We start from the raw sequence: 23,041 nt of genomic DNA, 5'->3' as shown, positions 1-23,041 counted from the left end.
CGCCGTGCTGAATACGGCGCGCGACGCGCGCGAGAGATAACCCCGATGCCACGTTTTGCCCGCCTGTTCGAAGCCGCTGCCGATACGCTGAACGCCTACTACCAGGCCGTCGCCGATGCCAATCTCGACGCGCTGCTGGGGTTGTGGATCGACGAGGACTTCGCCAGCTGCGTCTGGGCCGACGGCGAGCATCTGCACGGCCTCGACCAGATCCGCAGCGGGCTGGCCAACCGGCTCGCGACGCGCCCGGTGACGATCGAACCGCTCGACATCCGCGTATACGACAGTCTCGGCACCGTCGTCTATACGATCGCCGAAGCGCATCAGCAGGCCGACCTGACGGCCGAACCCGACATGGTTTTCGCGACGTACGTGATGATTCACGAACGCGGCGAGTGGCGCATCGCGCATATTCACGCGAGCCCGATTCCCGAACAGGCGGCCGGACAATTCGCCGCGAAGATCCGTCACGGGCAGGGTCCGCTGCACTGACGAACAACGAAGCAACGCATTAGCGGGGCGATCATGAGTACGGCTTCTCCGCCCACCTCGCCGCTGACCGGGGCCCCGGCCCCCGACGACGATTCACTGCGCTATCGCGCACCGCGCTGGCTGCCGAACAGCCATGTGCAAACCATCGTGCCCGCGCTGTTCGCACGGCGTCCGGCTGTCGCCTACCGACGAGAGCGATGGGAAACCCCCGACCACGACTTCATCGATCTCGACTGGGTCGCGCATCTCGACAGTGCCGCGCCGCCGCCCGACGCACCGCTGTTCGTGCTGTTCCACGGCCTCGAAGGCAGTTCCGGCTCGCACTACGCGCTCGCGATGATGGCCGCCGCGCGCGCGAAGGGCTGGCACGCGGTCGTTCCGCACTTTCGCAGCTGCAGCGGCGAGATGAACCGCCAGCCGCGCTTCTACCACCTCGCCGACAGCGCCGAAGTCGACTGGATCCTGCAGCGGCTGGCCATGCGGCATCGCGGGCCCATCGTCGCGGCCGGCGTGTCGCTCGGTGGCAACGTGCTGCTGCGCTGGCTCGGCGAGCACCGCAGCGACACGTCGATCGTGCACGCGGCCGCCGCGATCTCGACGCCGATCGACGTGCATGCGGGCGGCCGCGCGCTGTCGCAGGGCTTCGCGATGGTCTATACGCGCAGCTTCCTGAAGACGCTGAAGCGCAAGGCGCTCGCCAAGCTCGACCAGTATCCGGGCCTGTTCGATCGCGACGCGATGCTGCGCGCCGTGACGATGCGCGACTTCGACGAGGTCGTGACCGCGCCGCTGCACGGCTTCGCCGACGCCGACGACTACTGGACCCAGGCCACGACGCGTCCGCTGTTGCCGGCCATCGACGTGCCCACGCTGATCCTCAACGCCCGCAACGATCCGTTCCTGCCCGAATCCGCGCTGCCGAGCGCCGCCGACGTGTCGCCGGCCATCGAGCTCGACCAGCCCGCGCACGGCGGCCACGCGGGATTCATGACCGGACCGTTCCCCGGCCGCCTCGACTGGCTGTCGGCGCGGGTGTTCGGCTATTGCTCGAAATTCGTCGACCATGGATGACATCGTCAGGCAGGCCCTCGCCAAGTGGCCGAACGTCCCGCACTGCACCGGCTGGCTGCTGCTCGACCGGCGCGGCGAGTGGCGGCTGCGCGACGACGCCGCGCAGGCCGCCGGCGAGCTCGGCTCGCCGATCCGGCATGCGGCACTGAACGCGTTCATCGGACGCAATTACGAATGCGACGCGCATGGCCAGTGGTTCTTCCAGAACGGGCCGCAGCGCGTGTACGTCGAGCTGGCGTACACGCCGTGGGTCGTGCGCCTGGCCGAACGCGACGGGCAGCTCACGCTGGCCGATCAGACCGGCGCGCCGTTCGAGCCCGATGCCGCATGGCTCGACGATGCGGGTGGCGTGCTGTTCCGCGCGGCGGGCACGCCGCCGCGCATCGCGGCGCTGCACGACCACGACCTCGGCCTGTTCGCCGATCATGCGGACTTCGACGCGACGCCGCCCGTGCTGCGCTGGCGTGACGGGCGCACGCTGGCGCTGGGCAACCTGGCGTGTGCCGATGTGCCGGCAACGTTCGGCTTCGTCGCGAGTCCCGCGCAGCGCGACACGCCGGACGGTGGCAACGGCAGCGCCGCAAGCTGAAGCGCCCCGCCTTGCCCGCCTGACGACGACCGTTATCCGCGGCCGTTCTTTTCGTCCTCGCGCTCTTCCTTGTAGCGCGCCTCGAATTCCAGCAGCCGCGCGCCGATCATCGACTGGTCGTAGAACGACACGTCCTTCGCGTCGCGCGCCTCCTTCAACTGGCGAATCGCCGACGGCCACGCGCCGTCGAGCGCCAGCTTCTCCGCGAGCGCACGGCGCCGCGCGAGCACGTCGCCCCGGCCGTCGCTCGCCTTCGCGAGGTAGTCCCACCAGTCCGGCTGCTCCGGGTCCGCTTTCGCCTGCTGGCGTGCGAGCGTCTGCGCTTCGTCGAAGCGGCGCGCGGCAATCAGCGCCTGCAGATGCGCGACGATCGCCGCGTGCGACGCCGGCCAGCGCCGCTGCGCGAGCGCCGCGAGACGCACCGCGTCGTCGGTCCGGCCCGCGCGGCGGGCGAGGTCGGCGGCGAGCACGTCGAGGCTCGGCGAACTCGTCTCCGGATCGTCCGCGCGCCGCGCGCGCGCATCGAATGCGGCGCGGGCCGACGCGAGCGCCTTGTCGGCCGCGTCGTACTGGCCGAGCAGCGTGTTCGCGAGCGCGATTCCGTACTCGTTCGCCGCGACGTTCGGCGCCGTGCGATCGTCGATCTCGAGCTGCATCCGGCGCGCCTCCACCGCGATGTCGTTCGGCGCACGGTTCTGCAGAATGCGCAGCCGCGCGCGCACGAAGCCGTATTCGGCCGACTGGCGCGGCTGCCGGTACGGCGCGCGGCGCGCGCGATCCTCCATGTCGGCGATCCGTTCACCCGTCAGCGGGTGCGTGCGCGCATAGGCCGGCACGCCCGCGTCGCCCATCGACGCGCGCTCGAGCCGTTCGAAGAAGCCGGGCATCCCGTACGGGTCGTAGCCGGCGCCCGCGAGCAGCTGGAAACCGACGCGATCGGCCTCGCGCTCGGCCGACCGCGAGAAGCGCAATTGGTTGTCGACCGCATACGCCTGCCCGCCCATCGCGATCGCGCTGCCGAGATCGCCGCTGCGCGCGAGGACCCCCGCCAGCACCCCGAGCAGCATCGTCGCGAGCGCGGTGTAGCCGGTCTTCTCGTTCGCGCTGATCATCCGCGCGATGTGCCGCTGCAGCACGTGGCCCATCTCGTGGCCGACCACTGATGCGAGTTCGGATTCCGTTTGCGTCGTGACGACCAGCCCGCTGTTGATCCCGATGAAACCGCCGGGCATCGAGAAGGCGTTGATCTGCGGATCGCGCACCGGGAACAGCTCGAAGTCCGGCGTGTAGCCGCCGATGTAGCGCGCCGCGGCCGCAGCCGCGAGCCGCTTCGCGATCGCGTTCAGGTAGTCGCGCGCGAGCCAGTCGTCGAGGTAGTCCGGGTCGCGCCGCACCTCGCGCATCACGCGCTCGCCGAGACGGCGCTCGGCCTGCGGCGTGAGCGAACCGCCGGAGCCGTCGCCGAGGTCGGGCAGTTCCAGCGCGCGCAGCGGTGCGCGCAGGCTCGCGACGGGCGCGGACGCGCCGTCGCCGCCGGAGAACCGGCTTTCCGCGCCACCGTAGGTGCCGAATACACCGGTCGCGATGCCGGACGGCACCGTGGAAATCGACGGCGAAGCGCCGGCCGCCGGCTCGAGCGGCGGCGCGGACGGGCGCTGTGCATGGCCGCTCGGCGGCAGCACGAGCGCCGTCGACAGCAACACGGCAAGCAACTGTTTGACACGCATGGCAGGATGAAGACGACGCGCCCCCGGGCGCCGGGCGCGCATCGCGGCGTTTGGTCTGAAGATCCCGGTCATTGTACCGGCGGGATCGCGACTGTTCGCTGCGGCGGATGCGCCGTCTGCCCGCCCGGCGTCGGGCGGGCCGCTGCTATGATAGGCGCCCGTTGAAACGTTGCGGATGGTTGCGGCACGGCGCCCGACGCGGTGGATCGACCGGCCGCGACACAAGAGATCGGAGCAGGACATGTCAGGACTTACCCATTTCGACGCCGCGGGCCACGCGCACATGGTCGACGTCGGCGGCAAGCAGGAAACGCAACGCATCGCGATCGCGCGCGGCACGATCCGGATGCTGCCGGCGACGTTCGCGCTGATCCGCGACGGCAAGGCGAAGAAAGGCGACGTGCTGGGCGTCGCGCGCATCGCCGCGATCCAGGGTGCCAAGCGCACCGCCGACCTCATTCCGCTGTGTCACCCGCTCGCGCTGACGCGCGTGGCCGTCGACTTCGAACTCGACGACGCGCTGCCGGGCGTGCACTGCGTCGCGCAGGTCGAGACGTTCGGGCGCACCGGTGTCGAGATGGAAGCGCTGACCGCCGTGCAGGTCGGGCTGCTGACCGTGTACGACATGTGCAAGGCGGTCGATCGCGGGATGGTGATCACCGAGGTGAGCGTCAGGGAGAAGCGTGGCGGGAAGTCGGGGGATTGGAAGGCGGAGGACGCCGCCGGCTGACCGGTCGGAACCCTGTCGGCCGGCAAATTCGGGATAGCGCCCGTTTATCTCATACAATTACCGGATTCCGCACGAGAGAGCGTGCGAACCAGCACAAAAAAAGCGAGCACGGGTGATGAATTCGCAAGCGTTAAGAAGCGCATTGCTGGCCGGACCGGTCCAGCACGAGCGCCTTGTCAAACTGGATACGCCGCTGGGCGCCAACGTCCTGCTGCCGCATCGCGTCATCGGACGATCGCAGCTCGGACGTCACTTCGAGTTCACGGTCGATACCGTGTCGGTATCCGATAACCTCGAACTCAAGAAGCTGATCGCGCAGCCGGTGACGCTGTGGATCCTGCAGGCCGACCAGTCTTTCACGCCTCACCACGGCTACGTGCATTCCGCCCGCCGGCTCGGCTCGGACAGCGGCGTCACGCACTACCAGATCGTCTTCGCTTCGTTCCTGCACTTCCTGAAGTTCCGCCGCGACCAGCGGATCTGGCAGAACCAGACCGCGGACGACATCATCGCCGACGTGCTGAACCAGCATCCGCAGGCCAAGGGCCGCTTCACCTTCAAGCTCCACCAGCCGCTGCCGCTCCGGTCGTTCTGCATGCAGTACGAGGATGACTGGAATTTCGTGCATCGCCTGATGGAATCCGAAGGCCTGTATGGCTTCTGGGAACAGGACCAGGACGGCAGGTCGCACCGGCTCGTCGTCGTCGACCGCATCGACGCATTGCCCGCGCTGTCGCCGCGAACGGTGCGCTTTCATCATGCGGGCACGGGTGACGAGGCCGACACGTTCGTCCAGTTCTCCGGTACGCGCACGCTGCGCAGTGTCGCCCGCGCCACACGCACGTTCGACTACAAGCAGCCGCCGAGCGCGGCGAATCCGAAGGCGACCCATACGCCGACGATCGCAAATCAGGGTGACCTGCCGCCGCAGCTCGAAGTCTACGAATACACCGGTGCGTACACGTATCCCGAACAGTCCCGCGGTGACCATCTGTCGAAGATATGGATGGAGGAACAGGAGTCGCGCGCGAAACGCTTTCATGGCGTCGGCGGCGTGCGGCGCATGGATGCCGGGCGGACCTTCGAACTGGCGGATCACCCCGAACACGACAAGGACGATGCCGGGCAACGCGAATTCGCCGTGATCGAGACGACGTGGGTCATCGTCAACAACCTGCCCGTGGCGGACGAACAGGCGGTTTTCCCGCATAGCTTGCAAGCCGAGGTCGGCAGCATCGTGTTGGCAACCGATACGGGCCAGTCGCGCGTGCGTCATCCCGACGGCAGCGAAGGCTTCTTTCAGATCCGCGTCGAAGCCCAGCGCACGACCGTACCGTTTCGCAGCCCGTTCGACCATGCGAAACCCGCGATGCATTTGCAAACGGCGATCGTCGTCGCGCCGCAGGGCGAAGAAGTCCACACCGACGCGCTCAACCGGGTCAAGGTTCGCTTCCATTGGGACCGCCTGAACGACGGCGATGAAACGGCGTCGTGCTGGCTGCGTGCCACCGCGTCGGATTCGGGCAACGGTTATGGCGCCGTTCACCCGCACCGTAGCGGCGAGGAGGTGCTGGTCGATTTCCTCGGCGGCGACTGCGACCGCCCGATCATCGTCGGCAAGGTCTACAACGGCGCGACCCGTCCGCAATGGCACAGCAACGGCATCCTGTCCGGATACCGGTCGAAGGAATACGCGGGCGCCGGCTACAACCAGCTCGTGCTCGACGACGCGACATCGCAGAACCGCGTGCACCTGTACAGCAGCCAGACCAATGCGCACCTGCATCTCGGTTACCTGATCGACCATACGGGCAACAACCGCGGCAGCTATCTCGGCAGCGGCTTCGACCTGCGCTCGGACGCGTACGGCGCCGTACGCGCGAGCCGCGGGCTGTACGTCACGACGCACCCGAAGCAGCCGGCGAGCCAGCCGCTCGACGTTCAGGAAACGCAACAGCAGCTCGTCCGTGCGGAAGGCCTGCTGGAGGCCATGTCGGAGGTCGGCGCCCAGCATCAGGCCGAGTCGCTTGAGCGCGGCCATTCGGCGCTGAAGCAGTTCACCGACGCGACGCAGAACAGCGTGAGCGGCGGCACGTCCGGCGGCAGGACCGCGGGCGGCGGAACCGGCACGGCCAACGCGTTCAAGGAACCCGTGATGCTGTTCGGCAGCCCGGCCGGTATCGGGATGTCTACACAACAGTCCGTGCAGCTTGCGGCGGACCAGCACGTCAACCTCGTCAGCGGGCAAAGCACGCACGTGGCCGCCGGCAAGTCGCTGATCGCGAGTGTCCTCGACCGGATCAGCCTGTTCGCGCAGAACTCGGGGATCAAGCTGTTCGCCGGCAAGGGCAAGGTCGAAGTGCAGGCGCAGGCGGACAACATCGAGCTGACCGCCCAGAAGGCGCTGAAGCTGATAGCGGTCACCGAGTCGATCGAGGGCGCCGCGGCGAAGGAAATCCTGCTGACCTCCGGCGGCGCGTACATCCGCATCGCGAACGGCAACATCGAAGTGCACGCACCGGGCAAGATCGACATCAAAGGCGCGCAGCACGTGTTCAGCGGCCCCACGCACCTGTCGCAAGCGATGCCGACCCTGCCGAACTCGACCGGCAACTACGATCAGGCGTTCATCGCGCACTGGGCCGGTACCGACATTCCGGTAGCGAACACGCGATACCAGATGTTCTCGAACGGCAAGCTGCTGTCGGAAGGCGTCACCAACGCGGCAGGTGAGACGGGGCTCACGCAGAGCCACGTGCCGCACGACGTCGTCGTCAAGTTTCTGGGGAAATCGAATGGCTGACGGACAACAGGACAAGGTGCTGGGCACCGGCTCGGGGATGCTGACGCCGACGGGGTACCAGGATCGGCCGAAGGTGCAGATCAACATCTGCGACAAGCATGTGACGCCGGCCGCGGATTCCATTATCGGAACGTGCCCGTACTACTACCGGCCGCTGCACGGCGAGTACTGGGAAACGGTCGAAAAAGTCAGCACGTCGAGTATCTGGGCGACCGTCAAGAAATTCGCGACGTCATGGGATCCGTGGAAAGACACGAAAGTTGCCCGTGAACTGCTGCATCGGCGGGAAAACCTGATACAAGCGGAAAGCACCGATTCCGACTGGTCCCGCCACGGCAATTTCATGATGCGTCATATCGGGTGCGGGCATAAGCCGCCGGGATATTACGTCAGCTACGGTTACTACTACTGCTCGAATTACGGCAAATACCTGCTGCCGGAATTGAGCGACAAGGGCAAAGCGTGGCTTGCGAGCGCACGCTGGTTCCTGCAGCATTATCTGGAACAGGGTTTGCAGCAGAACATGCGCGGCGACACCATTTCGATCAGGGGCAAGAAGCCGAACAGCGGCAGCTGCGTGATGAACGTGCCGCAGTACGCGCTCGAACTGGATGACGACACCTTCAAGACGTACGCGTTCAAGACCCACCCTCTCGCCTATCTCGACGGCGGTCTGGCCGGGCTCGGGCCTGTCGATATGTATTACATCCTGAAGCAACCCAACGCCCAGGAATGGGGGGATCTCAGGACATTCTCCCAGGCATTCGACAGCGGTGTCGGCGTGGGCAAACAGTACGTCGACAATACCGTGGAATATGCGAAAAAGGCCGGTGATGCCGTCAACGAACATGTCATCGACCCTGTTGCACAGGCACTCGAAAAACTGATGCCGAAATGAAATGACGAAAAAATTCCTGAAGCTGTCGCTGGCTGCGGCAGTCGTGCTCATTGTTTTGATTGTCGGGTTCTCGTATATGTCGAATGACTGGCAGGTCGTTTCCAACACTTTCATGAAGAACAGCAAGCCTTACGGCGGAGGCGACTTCGTGATATCGGGAAACGAGGCGATCACGCTGAAGATCAGCGATCCTGAAATCACGTTCAAGCCATATGCCGAATGGAAGGACAAGGAAAAAGCCGAGCCGGCCGAAGCGTGGATGAACGACAGTCGCGAAACGCTGAACCGGACGTCGGTCGAATTCTGGCGCGGCCCGGTGAACGGAGACATGACGCGCCATTTCAAGCAGGTGGGCCAGACCGCCGCCTGGTGGCACGCCAAGGACTGGACGGTCGAATTCATCAGCACCGGCTGGATGGACTACAAGTCGCCTCAGCCTGCCGACGGGCTGACGCCGCAAGTGACCAAGCTCTGGAAGTCGTCCAACGGCGGACGCGACTGGGTGCAGCTCGCGTGGCCCGAAGACCGGAACATCGGTCGCCTGCTCTTTCTGGATCCGCAGCGCGGCTATGCGATCGGTTGGGGCCCGCACGTGTGGCGCACGTCCGACGGCGGTCAGTCGTGGCGGGAAATCGAACTGCCGCCGGGTGCCGCCGACGCCGGCAAACCCCACCGCACCTTTGACGGCATCGACCTGGGCCCGGACGGTACCTTGCGCGTGGCATACCACGTCGAGAAATCCGAGCATGCTTCCGCCGGAAGCGTCGTCTATCGGCTCGGCTGGGAACAATCGGGGTTCGCCCTGGACGCCGTGTTGCCCGAACACGTGATCGTCAGCCTGTCCTCGTCACCGACCGCGTCGGATCACTATGCGCTTTATGCGCTGTCGCGCCTCGGCGAACCGCGCAATTTCGATAATCCCGCCGACAAGGGAAAACGCGTCGGCGCCATTTCGACCTGGACGAACGGCGCACCCGAGCAGGTGCGGCAATTGCATTCGTTTGACGACACGTTGACGCTCGATAGCCTGAGCGTCGGCCGGGATGGGTTGCTGCTCGTCTACGCAACCGACGCCAGCCGCAACGGCACACCGCTCGATCTCACGTTCGTCAGCAGCGACGGGGGGAAGACCTGGAACTCGAGCAGGGAGAAGACGACTCAGGGCGGATATTTCAACGCCCAGACGAACACGCTGTATTCGCTGGTTGCCTATACGCTCAAGAAGCGGCAGTTCTGACGGTTCCGATGCGATTACCGCGGGGCCCCGTCGCGATTCGGGCGTCGGCTCCGCGGCCTGCGGCCGATCCGAAATGGCCGGGCAATGCGGGGCCCGGCCGCACGATCGCGACGCGACGCCTGCCAGAACCGTCGGATACCGGTCCTGCCGGGTCGGTCATGTCTCGGGGTGACCGCGTATCCAATGACATGCAAAAACACACTCGCCGGATAGGATTCGTCGTGAGCCTCGCCGTCCTGGTCGTGGCGACATTGAGTTATATCCGCCCCACGATGGATCGGGAGACGATTTCGACAAACTTCATGCGAAACGACACGCCGTATGGCGGCGGCAACTTCCGCATCAAGGGCAATGACGTGATGAGCGTCAAGCTCGCCAATCCCGAAGTGACGTTCAAGCCCCAGGCCGTATCGAACGAGCCGCAGCGGCCCGAGCCGACCGAAGCAGGACTGCTCGCCGTGATGAACCAAGAAAAGAACGAAAAAAATGTTTCGATGAAAAACTTGCTGAATCGCGTAACACTCGCGCTCTCCATCGCCTGTGCCATACCTACCACCGCCTCCGCCGCCAGCCCCTGCCCCGCCGCCGACACCGCCGCACGCGCGGCGCTCGACGCGCAGCACCGCGTACAGCAAGTCCGTAATTCGCAAGGCGACGGCGGCGGCACCGTCGACGTCACACCGCCTTTGGGCGACGCGCTTCGCGCATACAAGCAGGCGCTCGTCGGCGCGATCGACGCGCGGCTCGCGTGCAGCGACGAACACGTCGAACCGGCCGCGCTGAAACGCACGCTTGCAGCCGCGCTAGGCGTACCCGCCCAATCCGCCCAATCCGCCCAGCCGAAAAACGGCGAATCGGCATTCGGCCGCAACCCGGACGTCGACGTCGAGCGCGACGGCACGTCCCGCTCGCTCCTCTTCGTGCGCGCCGGCTTCGACATCGCATGCGGCGACGACAACCTGCTCACGGCCTACGCATGGGAAAACGGCGGCTGGCGCCGCGTGCTGCGCTGGCAGGCCGACGACTACAAGGACATCGGCGGCGCCTACGGCGGCGGCTTCTGGTTCGGCGCATTGCCCGGCGGCCAGGTGGCGATCGTCCACGGCACGCCGTGGTGCTCGTCGCGCTGGAGCCGGTTCGGCGCGGACGTGGTCGCGCCGGCAAACGGCGCGGCCGCGCAACGCACGCTGTTCCATACGGAGCACGGCTACGTGCTCGACGACGACGCGCTCCGCTTCAAGGTGCGCCCCGACGGCTTCGAGCTGCGCACGACGGTCGGCTCGCGCGACACCGACGTGATGACACGGCCGGGCATCTTCCGCTATCGCATCGACGGCGACTCCGTGCAACGCGTGCAGCCGGTCGCGGTCAACGGCCGCGATTTCGTCGATGAATGGCTGCGCGTGGACGATGCGCTCGCGCGCGCATGGAGCGAACCTGCGTCCGCTGCGGCGGCGCTGCAAGCCCGGCAGGCGTTCATTGCGGAAAGCAAGGCGCCCGATACCGGGTTCGCCTATGGACCGGTACGCGGCTGCTCTGACAGCAAGGATCGCTTCCAGGTCGAACTGGATCTGACGGGCAAGGACGGAAACACGGTTGCGCGACGCTACGCGTTGATCCGCCAGGAGCGCAACGGGTTCACGATGCTCGGGCTGCGCAAGGCGGCCGAGCCGGCGTGCCACGGCGCGAACCTGATGCCGCGGCACTGAACGTCGGCGGCACGGCGGCGCCGGACAGGAAACGACGGCAAGCGGCAGGCGCGCCGCGGCGTGACCGACCGCCCATCATTGGGCGCGTCGCGGCTCGAACACGAACGGTTGCGTGAGCAGGAACGGATTCGCGGTGGCGCCGGTCTGCGCGCAGGTCGCGTGCGTCATCGCGTCGACGGCCGCGCGGTCCGCCGCCGCATTGCGGCTGCTCGTCGTGACGGTGACGTTCTGCGCTTCGCCCGAGGTCGTCATCAGCGCCCGCACGAGCACGGTGACCGGACGCGTGAGCGGCTTCGCGCTATCCGGATAGACGGCGCGCGGAATGTGGCAGGTGAGCTTGCTTTCCTGCGACGACGACAGCATCGCGCAGCCGGACAACAGCACGGCGACGGCAGCCAGGATCAGGATGGTCGAGCGAAGGGCCATGGTCGAATATCGTTCTTCAGTACTGTTCCGGACGAACGCCGCGCCAGCGGACATCGCCCTGCGCCGCGGCCATCGGACCGGCGCGCCGTTACGGCCGCACGACCGATGGCTGCCCGGTCGCGATCCTGCTTCGCGGGTTCCCGGAGATCCGGGGGCGGCGTTCGCGGCAGCGGCCCGCCTCGGGCAGCCGTGCACGCGAACGCTTTCGCGCATTGTGCACGCGCCGCCTTGCGCGTGGCCGCGATTTGACAATGATTGACGCGAATCACACCGCATTCGGCAGGCATCCATTCCCCTCGGGAAGCAATCGCCTCACCGGCCCGGCTCGCCGCCGCCCACCCGCCTCATCGCAATCCGGCCAGCGTCGGGCGTCCCCGCCCGGCGCCGCGCGGTGTCAGCCCGGTGTTCAGCGTGGTATCACTCGGAATCGTCGTCGGAATCGTCCTCGTCCGCATCGGCCGGCACTTCCCCGTACTTCGCGACGACGGCCGCCTTGAACGCCTTCAGCGCCGGTTGCTGGTCGCACAGCTTGTACAGCAACGCCAACTGCTGCGGCCAGTCCTTCAATTCCTTCGCGAACACATGCAGGCGCGCGACCGTATCGAGCGCATCGGCTTCCCGACCGGCCAGCGCTTGCAGCGCCGCATAGCGGCGCAGCACCGTCTCGCCCGGCAGCAGCGCGATCGCGCGCTCGTGCGCGGCGAGCTTGAGCGGCAGGTTCTCCGGCGAAATCGTCAGCAGCGTGGCCACTCCATAATCGCCCCACGCGCCGAACAGCTGCGACGGCGCATCGCGGTACTGCGCGGCCGGATCGCTGCCGTAATACAGCACTTCCGCGCGCTGGTAGTCGCGCAGCACGGGTACCGCCGCCAGCACGCCGCCGACCGACAGCACCGCGAACAGCCCGAACGCCGCGCGGCCCGGCAGGAGCCGCAGCGGCTTCACGTCGAGCAGCCCGATCACGAACATCGCCGGCAGCAGGAAGAACATGTACTGCTGCGGATATTCGACGAGCGCATGCATCAGCAGGATGCCGATCAGCGCGAGGCCGAACACGCGCGTGCTCGACTGCGGCGCGCGCACCGCGCGCACGAACCACGTCACGAGCGCGACGACGAGCACGCCGAGACCCAGCAGACCGGACTTCGCGAGCAGGTCGATGAAAATGTCGTGCGAGTTGTTCGCGATCTCGACACCGCCGAGCGTGCGCACGAGCGCGAACTGGTGCGACGGGAATTCGCCCCAGCCGACGCCGAGCAGCGGATGCTCGCGGAACATCGCGAGCCCGTACTTCCACAGCGCGAGCCGCGGCGCGATCTGCCCCGCGTCGCGCATCCGCTCGGCGGCCGACTCGGCAAGCCCCAGGTGGAAGTGCACGTTGGCCCAGCGCACCGCGACGTTCACCGCGACGAAGGCCACCGCGAGCGCCGCCGGTATCAGCCATGCGCGGCGGTTGCCCGGCGTGCGGCGCGACTCGAGCCATGCCATCCAGAAGCCCGCGACGACCATCACCGCGACCTGCAGCCACGGGCCGCGTGACACCGTCAGCGCGAGACCGACCGACAGCACGATCGACAGCGCGAACCATGCCCATACCGCGAGCCGGCGCGTCTGCACCAGATACAGCGCGCCCGCGAGCGCAAAAGCGATGTAGGTCGCCAGGTGGTTCGCCTGCGCCATGTTGCCGTACGGACGGCGATCGACCGCGATGTTGTAAACCACGACGAACGGCGACACCGCGGTTTCGAGGTGGAACAACTGCACGACCTGGCTCGCGACCGCAAACACGCCGCCGACGAGCAGCGCGCCGGCCATCATTCGCGCGGTGGCTTCGGCGAGCCCCTCGCGCGCGAGCGTGTAGCCAGCCTGCATCGCGACCAGCGCGGCGGCCAGATAGCCGAGCGCCAGCCAGTTCATCGACGGCACTTTCAGCGGCATCAGCGCGACCTGCGCGAGCAGCACCGCCGCGAACCCGAGCGGCGCGACAAACGCGGCCGGCGCGGCGAACGGCTCGGCCGGGCGGCCCGTGCGCGCGAGCAGGACGACGGAGAGCCCCACCAGCAGATACAGCACCAACGCAGCAAACTCGGAATAGAAAGTCGGGATCGGATACGTGTGATTCGTGATCGCGTACGGCACGATCAGGGCGACAGCCAGCGCAACGAGCGGCAACGAACGGGAAAAAGTAGAAGGCATGAGCGAACCGGATGTCAGCAACCGGCGCACTATACAAAACTTTCCCCCGTCTGTGCGCCCCGCCGCGCCGTCACCCGGTATGGCCGGACCGGCTCGGCCGGCCGGCACGGCGGGCGCCGCGCCGTACGCGCGGCCCCGCACGGGCCCGCAGGCCGCCCGCACTATGCGCGGCATTCCGCCGGCGCGTATTTCGCGGGCAACGTCGCCGCCTCCGTCGGCAACGGGCCCGCGCCCGGCGCCGGCAGCGATGATGCGGCCTTGCCGGCGGCAAAGCACTCCCACGCGATCGCGCCGGCCTGCATCGCGCCCTTTTTCAGCGCCACCCGTGCGGTAGGGGTGTCGGCCTTGTCCGGCGCGGACGGCACCAGGACGAGCGTATTCGCGCCGGCCGCGGCGACGCGGGTGGTGAACGCCACCGTGATCTGGCCCGTATCGGCGTCGATCCGAACGGATTCGACGTTCCGGGTAGCGACCGGCGGGCTGTAGCCGCCATCGAGGCCCGCGCCACTCGCCGCGTTGTCAGCCACAGCGAGCCGCGCGGAGGCCGCGAGCGCGAGCCCCTCACCGACGCGCGACCGCGCGAGGTAATCCTGGTACGCGGGAATCGCATAGGCCGCGATCACGCCGACGATCGCGAGTACGATCATCAGCTCGATCAGCGTGAAGCCGGCCGGCCGCCAACGCGGCACCGGCCGGCGCGCGCGCCGCAGATCGGCGGCGACACGACGGAACAGGGAAACTGAAAAGGCTTCGAACATGACTGGCTCCGGAAACGAAAAACGCCTGCCGAATCAGGCAGGCGTTTCGATCGTAGCCAGTGGGCCGCGGCCCCGGCAGTCGGCCGGACGGCCAACGTCATTGCGGGTGCGGAATGCTGCGGCGGCGTCGGAGCGCGTATCCGGCGCCCACGACGAACAGTGCGCCGGCGATGCTCGCGCCGTAGATCGCGGCCTGCGTATCGAGCACCGGCCAGCGATCGCCGACCGGGTCGTGCACCATCAGCCCGCCGGCGATCCAGCCGAGCAGCCCGGCGCCCAACGCGACGACGATCGGGAACCGGTCGAGCAGCTTCAGCACCAGCGTGCTGCCCCACACGATGATCGGCACGCTGACGACGAGCCCGAAGATCACGAGCGCCAGCCGGTGCGACGGATCGGCCTGCTCGGCCGCGCCGGCGATCGCGATCACGTTGTCGAGGCTCATCACGGCGTCGGCGATCACGATCGTCTTCACCGCGTCCCACAGCCGGTCGGCCGGCTTCACGTTGTCGTGTGCGTCGGCGTCCGGCGCCATCAGCTTGATGCCGATCCACAGCAGCAGCAGGCCGCCGCCGAACTTCAGGAACGGCACGTCGAGCAGCGCGACCGCGAACGCGATCAGCACGACCCGCAGCAGGATCGCGCCGGCCGTGCCCCACACGACGCCGCGCAGCCGTTGGTTGGCCGGCAGGTTGCGGCACGCGAGCGCGATCACGACCGCGTTGTCGCCGCCGAGCAGGATGTCGATGATGACGATCTGGAACACGGCGCCCCAGTGCAGCGACGTCAGGAATTCAAGCATGAGTGGATATAGGTGCGGGGCAACGACCATCTGAAAAGGCGGCCCGGTTCATTACCGGCACATGCGTCGCGCATGCCCGGGGCTTACAAATTCATTGCGCGAGCATAACAAAAAACGCCGGCTAAGCCGGCGTTTTTTGCAGGACGAACCACGCGGGAATTACAGCGCCTTCTTCAACAGACGGCCCATTTCCGACGGGTTGCGCGTGACGGTGATGCCGCACGCTTCCATGATTTCCAGCTTCGCTTCGGCCGTATCCGCACCGCCCGAGATCAGCGCGCCGGCGTGGCCCATCCGCTTGCCCGGAGGCGCCGTGACACCCGCGATGAAACCGACGACCGGCTTCTTCATGTTGTCCTTGATCCACTCGGCTGCATTGGCTTCGTCCGGACCGCCGATTTCGCCGATCATCACGACCGCATCCGTATCCGGATCGTCGTTGAACATCTTCATCACGTCGATGTGCTTCAGACCGTTGATCGGGTCGCCGCCGATACCGACTGCCGACGACTGGCCGAGACCGAGTGCCGTCAGCTGCGCAACGGCTTCATACGTCAGCGTGCCCGAACGCGACACGACGCCGATGCGGCCCTTGCGGTGGATGTGACCCGGCATGATGCCGATCTTCAGTTCGTCCGGCGTGATCGTGCCCGGGCAGTTCGGCCCCAGCAGCAGCGTCTTGCGGCCTTCGCGACGCATGCGGTCCTTCACTTCGATCATGTCGCGCACGGGGATGCCTTCCGTGATGCAGATCGCGAGATCCAGGTCGGCTTCGACGGCTTCCCAGATCGCGGCAGCAGCGCCCGCCGGCGGAACGTAGATGACCGACACGGTCGCGCCGGTTTCTGCCTTCGCTTCCTTCACGCTCGCGTAGATCGGAATGCCTTCGAAGTCTTCGCCGGCCTTCTTCGGGTTCACGCCCGCGACGAATGCTTCGCGGCCGTTTGCGTATTCACGGCAGGCGCGCGTATGGAACTGACCGGTTTTGCCGGTAATGCCCTGCGTGATGACCTTCGTGTCCTTGTTGATCAGAATCGACATGTATTTTGACCTCTGTTCGATTGGCGTCGCGAGCAAACCGCGCCGCCATGCGTGTTCATTAGCGCGTGCTTACTTGCCTGCGGCAGCCGCGACGACCTTCTGCGCAGCCTCTTCCATGCTGTCCGCCGAGATGATCGGCAGGCCCGAATCGGCCAGCATCTTCTTGCCCAGGTCCTCGTTCGTGCCCTTCATGCGCACGACGAGCGGCACGTTCAGGTTCACGGCCTTCGAACCGGCGATCACGCCTTCCGCGATCACGTCGCAGCGCATGATGCCGCCGAAGATGTTCACGAGGATCGCCTTCAGGTCCGGATTCTTCAGCATCAGCTTGAACGCTTCCGTGACCTTCTCGGTCGTCGCGCCGCCGCCGACGTCCAGGAAGTTCGCCGGCTCGCCGCCGAACAGCTTGATGGTGTCCATCGTCGCCATCGCGAGGCCTGCGCCGTTCACGAGGCAGCCGATGTTGCCGTCGAGCGAGATGTACGCGAGGTCGAACTTCGACGCTTCGATTTCGGCCGGATCTTCTTCGTCCAGGTCACGGTACGCGACGATTTCCGGGTGGCGGAACAGCGCGTTCGAGTCGAAGTTGAACTTCGCGTCGAGTGCGATGACCTTGCCGTCGCCGGAGACGTTCAGCGGGTTGATTTCAGCCAGCGACGCGTCGGTTTCCCAGAATGCCTTGTACAGGCCTTGCAGGATCGCGCGCGCTTGCGGAATGGAAGCAGCCGGCACGCCGATCTTCGCGGCGAGGTCGTCCGCCTGCGCGTCGAGCAGGCCCGTCGACGGCTCGACGATGACCTTGTGGATCAGTTCCGGATGCTTTTCGGCGACTTCTTCGATGTCCATGCCGCCTTCGCTCGAACCCATCAGAACGATCTTTTGCGACACGCGATCGACGACCAGGCTGACATACAGTTCCTGCTTGATGTCGGCGCCTTCTTCGACCATCAGACGGTTGACCTTCTGGCCTTCCGGGCCCGTCTGGTGCGTGACGAGCTGCATGCCGAGGATCTGGTTCGCGTATTCGCGCACCTGCTCGATCGACTTCGCCACCTTCACGCCGCCGCCCTTGCCACGGCCACCCGCGTGAATCTGAGCCTTCACGACCCACACCGGGCCGCCGAGCTCTTCTGCCACCTTGACGGCCTCGTCAACCGAGAACGCCGGCTTGCCGCGCGGTACCGCGACGCCGAATTTCCGCAGGATTTCCTTACCCTGGTACTCGTGAATCTTCATGCGTGATTCCCTTCAGTCTGAGAGTTGGATGAAAAGTCGCTTAAGACGCTTCTTCGAATGATTTCCGTTCATTCCTTCGTGCTGCCTTCACCGGGCACGTCCGGCCGGCTCGCGCCATACCAGCGCGGGTAGTACTGCCGCACGACCTCGCCGTCGAACCGCAACGCCCGGCAACGGCCGAGCTGGAAAGGCGCTTCGTCGTGCGCGCCGCCATGATCCGGCCCGTCGCCGCCTTCCTCGCGCACGTTCCACACATCGCCGGCGAACGCCTGGATCGCTGCCGTCGGCAGCACGGCGCACAGTTCGGTGAGATGGGAACAGCCTGCGACACCGGCGAGCAGCCGGTTCGCGTTGCGGCGGAAATTGCGGAAGAGATTGAGCCCGATGAGGGCCCGATAGGCGGGAGCGGCGGATTGACAGTGACCGGGATAGGGAACCCATTCCGAAGACGCTTCGGCGTCGACGACGTTGAGATCACGATCGATAGTCACGCGCAGCCAGAGTTCGTGGATCGGCAGGCCCTGTGGCCGGATGCCCGACGCAAGCGCGACATCGCGCGGCTTGTGGTCGGTCAGGCAGGCTTCGATGTCCCACAAGCCGTCGCCGCGCTCGTAGGCTTCCGCTCGGATTGCGCGTCGATGTCGCAACTGACGGGGCACGGGCTCGGATAGCGGCATGCTGGAGGTTGAGGCCGAAGAGGAAAACCCGTGGATTTTAGCATATCGGGTATTGGAGGCAGCCCGCCGCGACGGCGGGTATTCCCGCCTGTCCGGAAACGGTTGCATTGCAGCAAAATCGCGCGCAGCGCGCGTGACGGGCCGGTCAATCGTCGACCAGGAAATCGTCGCCGACCTTCAGCAACTTCACGATGATCCCGCTCGAGAAGCCACGCGCGGCAAGGAAGCGCGCCTGCTTCGCGCGCTCGGCCGGCGTTTGCGGCAGTGCACCGAATTTCTTGCGCCAGACGGCCTGCGCGCGGGCCCATTCGGTCTCGCGCAACTGCGCGTTGACTTCCTCGACGAGCGTGTCGCCAACTGCGTGGCGCTTCAGTTCGCTGACGATGCGCGCGGCGCCGACGCGCGACGCGCGGCGATGCACGAGGCTCTCGGCAAAGCGCGCGTCGGACAGCCAGCCTTCCTTTTCCAGCGCATCGAGCACCGGCTCGACGGATTCGTCTTCGCCGACGTACGGCCCAAGCTTGCGCGCGAGTTCCGTACGGCTGTATTCGCGCCTGGACAGATAACCGAGCGCGCGGCCCTTCAGCGAACGCGGCGGCTTCGCCGACTGGCGCTTGCTGGCGCCCGGATCGTCGCCGGCAGACGTGCTTGACGACGTGCCGGACGCACGGCGCGTGCGGCGCGGATGCTGGCTGCTGCGGGTATAGACGTCTTCCCTGGCCGGCGCCGCCGCATCGGCCGCGCGCTCGCCGGGGAAGCTGACACCGGAAACACGACGGCGGGAGCGGTCGTGCGCATCGAACGATTCGTCGTCGTCAAACGGATCGTCCGGCGCGGCAATCTCAAACGAAACGAGGGCATCATCGGATGCCCTCGTCGCGGTGCGGTTCGCGGCGTTGCCGCCTGCGACCGGCCGGTCGGCACCCGAGGATCCGGCTCGTCGACCGGAGCGACCCGCCGTTTCGGGCGCGTCGCTCTCCTCCGGCTTGCCTGCCTGACCTCGGCGCCCGACCATCACTCTTCTTCGTCCATCGCCTCGGCTTCGTCGCGGTCCGCAGCCACACCAGCACCATCAGGCATGGTGACCACGCCGAGCGATTCGCGGATACGGTTCTCGATCTCGCGCGCGATTTCCGGATTCTCGCGCAGGAATTCACGCGCGTTGTCCTTGCCCTGACCGATCTTCTCGCCGTTGTAGCTGTACCAGGCGCCCGCCTTGTCGACGATCTTCGCCTGCACGCCGAGATCGATGATCTCGCCCTGACGCGAAATGCCTTCGCCATACAGGATGTCGAAGATCGCTTCGCGGAACGGCGGCGACACCTTGTTCTTGACGACCTTCACGCGGGTTTCATTGCCGATCACCTCGTCGTTCTTCTTGATCGAGCCGATCCGGCGGATGTCGAGACGCACCGACGAATAGAACTTCAGCGCGTTGCCGCCCGTCGTGGTTTCCGGGTTGCCGAACATCACGCCGATCTTCATCCGGATCTGGTTGATGAAGATCACGAGGCAGTTCGTGCGCTTGATCGTGCCCGTCAGCTTGCGCAGCGCCTGCGACATCAGGCGGGCCTGCAGGCCCGGCAGCGAATCGCCCATCTCGCCTTCGATTTCGGCCTTCGGCACGAGCGCCGCGACCGAGTCGATGACGATCATGTCGACCGAGCCCGAACGCACCAGCGCGTCGGTGATTTCGAGCGCCTGCTCGCCGGTGTCCGGCTGCGAGATCAGCAGTTCCGGCACGTTCACGCCGAGCTTCGCTGCATATTGAACGTCGAGCGCGTGCTCGGCGTCGATGAACGCCGCCGTGCCACCCAGCTTCTGCAGTTCGGCGACGACCTGCAGCGTCAGCGTGGTTTTACCCGACGATTCCGGACCGTAGATCTCGACGACCCGGCCGCGCGGCAGGCCGCCGACGCCGAGCGCGATATCGAGACCGAGCGAGCCCGTGGACACGACCTGGATGTTCTCGGCCACTTCGCCGTCGCCCATGCGCATGATCGAGCCCTTGCCGAACTGCTTCTCGATCTGCGCGAGTGCGGCCGCCAGCGCCTTGCTCTTCTCGGCGGTCATCCCGGAGCCCTTCTTGCTATCTTCCATGAATCGTCCTTTGCTATGATGAGCAGCGTCTGTTAGAGGCGCGCCCGCTTTCAAGCGCCGCCCATGAATGCAGACACTGTATAAAAAAACAGTGTTTTGTGCAAGCCCGCAATGCGGGCTGCGTTGTACACGAATAACTTCGGAGACAGCCGCGCCGGCGCGAATGCCCGCCGGCCATCGGTCAGCACCATGCGAATTCTCATCGCCGAAGATGACAGCATACTCGCGGACGGCCTCACCCGGTCACTCCGCCAATCGGGCTATGCGGTCGACCACGTGAAGAGCGGCGTCGACGCCGATACGGCGCTGTCGATGCAGACATTCGACCTGCTGATCCTCGATCTCGGGCTGCCGAAAATGTCCGGCCTCGACGTGCTCAAGCGCCTGCGCGCCCGCAATTCCAATCTCCCGGTGCTGATCCTGACCGCCGCCGACAGCGTCGACGAACGCGTGAAGGGGCTCGACCTCGGCGCCGACGATTACATGGCCAAGCCGTTCGCGCTCAACGAGCTCGAGGCGCGCGTGCGCGCGCTGACCCGGCGCGGCGCGGGCGGCGGCCCGACCGTCGTGCGCCACGGCTCGCTCGCGTTCGATCAGGTCGGCCGCATCGCCTATGCGAACGATCACGTGCTCGATCTCTCCGCGCGCGAGCTCGGCCTGCTCGAGGTGCTGCTGCAGCGGATCGGCCGGCTCGTGTCCAAGGAGCAGCTCGTCGATCATCTGTGCGAATGGGGCGAGGAAGTCAGCAACAACGCGATCGAGGTCTACGTGCACCGGCTGCGCAAGAAGATCGAACCGAGCGGCGTGCGGATCTCGACCGTGCGCGGCCTCGGCTATTGCCTCGAGAAGGTCGCGCCCGCCGCGCCGGCCGATACCGCAGCGCCCCAGCCCTCGGTGGCCGGCACGCCGCTGCGCTGAAGCCGGGCGCGCCGCGATGGCCACCCCGGCCCATTCCCGCCGCCCGAGCGGCGCGCCGGCGTCGGCCGCCGACGATGCACGCGACGCGCGTTACGAAAACCCGTTCGCGCCGCCCGACGAAACCGATGCGCCCGAGGCGCCGCGCCCGCGCTCGCTGTTCGGCGAAATCCTCGACTGGATGCTCGCGCCGCTGCTGCTGCTGTGGCCGATGAGCATCGCCGTCACCTATCTCGTCGCGAAGACGATCGCGAACGGCCCGTTCGACCGCGCGCTCGAGACCAACGCATACGTGCTCGCGCGCCAGATCCATCCGGTCAACGGCGTCGCCGAGCTGACGCTGCCGCAGCAGACGCGCGACTTCCTGCGCGCGGACAACGTCGACAGCGTGTACTTCCAGGTGCTCGGCACGCGCGGCGAGCTGGTCGCGGGCGAGGCCGACATGCCGCTGCCGCGCGACGAGGACCGCCCGCCGCCGGGCGTCGTCGTGTTCCGCGACGATCTTTTGCGCGGCAACGACGTACGCGTCGCGTATACGACCGTCGCACTGCCGGAGCCGGGCGGCGCGCAGCCCGTGCTCGTGCAGGTCGGCGAGACGCTCGACAAGCGCAACGCACTCGCGAACGACATCATCAAGGGCGTGATCCTGCCGCAATTCGTGATCCTGCCGCTCGCGATCCTGCTCGTCTGGTTCGGGCTGTCGCGCGGGCTCGCGCCGCTCAATGCGCTGCAGGCGCACATCCGCGCGCGGCGGCCCGACGACCTGTCGCCCGTCGAGGCGCAGCGCGCGCCGCCCGAGATCGAACCGCTCGTCACGTCGTTCAACGACCTGCTCGCGCGGCTCGAGCAGAACATGGCGTTGCAGAAACGCTTCATCGCCGACGCCGCGCACCAGATGAAGACGCCGCTCGCGGGGCTGCGCACGCAGGCCGAATTCGCGTTGCGCCACCCCGTGCCGCCCGACGTGCAGCGCTCGCTCGAACAGATCGCGACGAGTTCCGAGCAGGCCGCGCGGCTCGTCACGCAACTGCTCGCGCTCGCGCGCGCCGAGAACCGCGCGAGCGGGCTGATGTTCGAGCCGGTCGAAATCGGCGCGCTGGCGCGCCGCACGGTGCGCGACTGGGTGCAGGCCGCGCTCGCGAAGCGCATGGACCTCGGTTACGAAGGCCCGGAGGACGACGCGCCGCTCGACGTCGACGGCAATCCCGTGATGCTGCGCGAGATGCTCGGCAACCTGGTCGACAACGCGATCCGCTACACGCCCGAAGGCGGCCGCATCACCGTACGCGTGCGGGCCGAGCAGGCGGCGCGGCGCGTGCATCTCGAAGTCGAGGACACCGGACCCGGCATCCCGGCCGCCGAACGCGAGCGCGTGGTCGAGCGCTTCTACCGGATCCTCGGCCGCGAAGGCGACGGCAGCGGCCTCGGGCTCGCGATCGTGCGCGAGATCGCGACGCAGCACGGCGGCACGCTGACGCTCGACGATCATGTCTATCAGCACGCGCCGCGCCTCGCCGGCACGCTCGTGCGCATCAGCCTGCCGCTGTCGGCGCCCGCCGCGGATCCATCCTGACACGCGCGGGCCTCGTCCACCGCGCGCCACGCCGCGATCGCATCGAAACCGGCACTTTACC

Annotated in this window: 21 protein-coding genes; 10 read left to right on the top strand and 11 right to left on the bottom strand. The window is 66.9% G+C overall.

The genetic code is table 11. The features are described from left to right. Positions 1–45 precede the first annotated feature (45 nt). From SB786_RS12480 to SB786_RS12470, 3 genes are read left to right on the top strand one after another with little or no spacing between them, the layout of a single operon-like run. Positions 46–492 carry a nuclear transport factor 2 family protein gene (locus SB786_RS12480; RefSeq protein WP_006749968.1) on the top strand — a complete coding sequence of 149 codons (447 nt, stop codon included), beginning with the start codon at positions 46–48 and terminating at the stop codon, positions 490–492. A 33-nt stretch (positions 493–525) separates the two neighbouring features. After that, positions 526–1,563: a hydrolase gene (locus tag SB786_RS12475; RefSeq protein WP_410727721.1), complete on the top strand. Its 1,038-nt coding sequence runs from the start codon at positions 526–528 to the stop codon at positions 1,561–1,563. Continuing rightward, positions 1,556–2,152 carry a DUF2946 family protein gene (locus tag SB786_RS12470; RefSeq protein ID WP_410727720.1) on the top strand — a complete coding sequence of 199 codons (597 nt, stop codon included), beginning with the start codon at positions 1,556–1,558 and terminating at the stop codon, positions 2,150–2,152. Before SB786_RS12475 ends, SB786_RS12470 begins: the two co-directional genes overlap by 8 nt. A gap of 32 nt (positions 2,153–2,184) precedes the next feature. Here SB786_RS12470 and SB786_RS12465 read toward each other — a convergent pair whose 3' ends face one another. After that, a complete protein-coding gene (locus tag SB786_RS12465; protein WP_410727719.1) occupies positions 2,185–3,879 on the bottom strand; it encodes a M48 family metalloprotease in 1,695 nt (564 codons plus the stop codon). Positions 3,880–4,120: 241 nt separating this feature from the next. Between SB786_RS12465 and moaC the strand changes: the two genes are divergently transcribed. The 5 genes from moaC to SB786_RS12440 all read left to right on the top strand — a co-directional run bounded on the left by moaC (position 4,121) and on the right by SB786_RS12440 (position 11,256). Then, complete coding sequence (moaC, locus tag SB786_RS12460; protein WP_006759657.1) at positions 4,121–4,609, top strand: cyclic pyranopterin monophosphate synthase MoaC; 489 nt, start codon at positions 4,121–4,123, stop codon at positions 4,607–4,609. Between the two features lie 115 nt (positions 4,610–4,724). Further along, the gene (locus SB786_RS12455; protein ID WP_410727718.1) at positions 4,725–7,412 is read left to right on the top strand and encodes a type VI secretion system Vgr family protein; all 2,688 of its coding nucleotides are present in this window, start codon (positions 4,725–4,727) and stop codon (positions 7,410–7,412) included. Next, positions 7,405–8,310 carry a hypothetical protein gene (locus tag SB786_RS12450; protein WP_410727717.1) on the top strand — a complete coding sequence of 302 codons (906 nt, stop codon included), beginning with the start codon at positions 7,405–7,407 and terminating at the stop codon, positions 8,308–8,310. Before SB786_RS12455 ends, SB786_RS12450 begins: the two co-directional genes overlap by 8 nt. Before the next feature lie 76 nt (positions 8,311–8,386). Next, entirely contained in the window at positions 8,387–9,547 is a 1,161-nt protein-coding gene (locus tag SB786_RS12445; protein ID WP_410727743.1) for a WD40/YVTN/BNR-like repeat-containing protein, read from the top strand. Positions 9,548–10,041: 494 nt separating this feature from the next. Further along, the gene (locus tag SB786_RS12440) at positions 10,042–11,256 is read left to right on the top strand and encodes a hypothetical protein (RefSeq protein ID WP_410727742.1); all 1,215 of its coding nucleotides are present in this window, start codon (positions 10,042–10,044) and stop codon (positions 11,254–11,256) included. Positions 11,257–11,331: 75 nt separating this feature from the next. On the opposite strand, the gene SB786_RS12435 is transcribed toward SB786_RS12440, so the two are convergent. From SB786_RS12435 to SB786_RS12390, 10 genes are all read right to left on the bottom strand, one after another. Further along, a complete protein-coding gene (locus tag SB786_RS12435) occupies positions 11,332–11,682 on the bottom strand; it encodes a TonB family protein (RefSeq protein WP_410727716.1) in 351 nt (116 codons plus the stop codon). 417 nt (positions 11,683–12,099) lie between these two features. Beyond that, complete coding sequence (locus tag SB786_RS12430) at positions 12,100–13,878, bottom strand: PglL family O-oligosaccharyltransferase (RefSeq protein ID WP_410727715.1); 1,779 nt, start codon at positions 13,876–13,878, stop codon at positions 12,100–12,102. 161 nt (positions 13,879–14,039) lie between these two features. Continuing rightward, the gene (locus tag SB786_RS12425; protein WP_410727713.1) at positions 14,040–14,636 is read right to left on the bottom strand and encodes a pilin; all 597 of its coding nucleotides are present in this window, start codon (positions 14,634–14,636) and stop codon (positions 14,040–14,042) included. A 97-nt stretch (positions 14,637–14,733) separates the two neighbouring features. After that, positions 14,734–15,438, bottom strand: coding sequence for a TerC family protein (locus SB786_RS12420; RefSeq protein ID WP_006749938.1), 705 nt, complete (start codon positions 15,436–15,438; stop codon positions 14,734–14,736). Between the two features lie 159 nt (positions 15,439–15,597). Beyond that, complete coding sequence (gene sucD, locus SB786_RS12415) at positions 15,598–16,479, bottom strand: succinate--CoA ligase subunit alpha (RefSeq protein ID WP_006477916.1); 882 nt, start codon at positions 16,477–16,479, stop codon at positions 15,598–15,600. Between the two features lie 69 nt (positions 16,480–16,548). Next, a complete protein-coding gene (gene sucC / locus SB786_RS12410) occupies positions 16,549–17,715 on the bottom strand; it encodes an ADP-forming succinate--CoA ligase subunit beta (RefSeq protein WP_410727712.1) in 1,167 nt (388 codons plus the stop codon). Positions 17,716–17,783: 68 nt separating this feature from the next. Continuing rightward, positions 17,784–18,392, bottom strand: coding sequence for a DUF2889 domain-containing protein (locus tag SB786_RS12405; protein WP_006759667.1), 609 nt, complete (start codon positions 18,390–18,392; stop codon positions 17,784–17,786). Positions 18,393–18,537: 145 nt separating this feature from the next. Then, positions 18,538–19,407, bottom strand: a complete 870-nt coding sequence (gene recX / locus SB786_RS12400) for a recombination regulator RecX (protein ID WP_410727711.1) — start codon at positions 19,405–19,407, stop codon at positions 18,538–18,540. Next, positions 19,407–20,492, bottom strand: coding sequence for a recombinase RecA (gene recA, locus SB786_RS12395; RefSeq protein WP_410727709.1), 1,086 nt, complete (start codon positions 20,490–20,492; stop codon positions 19,407–19,409). The genes recX and recA overlap by 1 nt, the downstream gene beginning before the upstream one ends. A gap of 50 nt (positions 20,493–20,542) precedes the next feature. Continuing rightward, a complete protein-coding gene (locus SB786_RS12390) occupies positions 20,543–20,683 on the bottom strand; it encodes a hypothetical protein (RefSeq protein ID WP_410727707.1) in 141 nt (46 codons plus the stop codon). Here SB786_RS12390 and SB786_RS12385 point away from each other — a divergent pair. Further along, positions 20,682–21,410, top strand: a complete 729-nt coding sequence (locus SB786_RS12385) for a response regulator (protein WP_410727706.1) — start codon at positions 20,682–20,684, stop codon at positions 21,408–21,410. The genes SB786_RS12390 and SB786_RS12385 overlap by 2 nt on opposite strands. A 16-nt stretch (positions 21,411–21,426) precedes the next feature. Next, positions 21,427–22,980, top strand: coding sequence for a sensor histidine kinase (locus SB786_RS12380; RefSeq protein ID WP_410727704.1), 1,554 nt, complete (start codon positions 21,427–21,429; stop codon positions 22,978–22,980). Positions 22,981–23,041: the final 61 nt, after the last annotated feature.

Source organism: Burkholderia sp. SIMBA_062, from assembly GCF_046534765.1.
GTDB classification, from domain to species: Bacteria; Pseudomonadota; Gammaproteobacteria; order Burkholderiales; family Burkholderiaceae; genus Burkholderia; species Burkholderia ambifaria.
The sequence above is the reverse complement of the archived record's forward strand: the minus strand, read 5'-3'. Positions and strand labels throughout refer to the sequence as shown.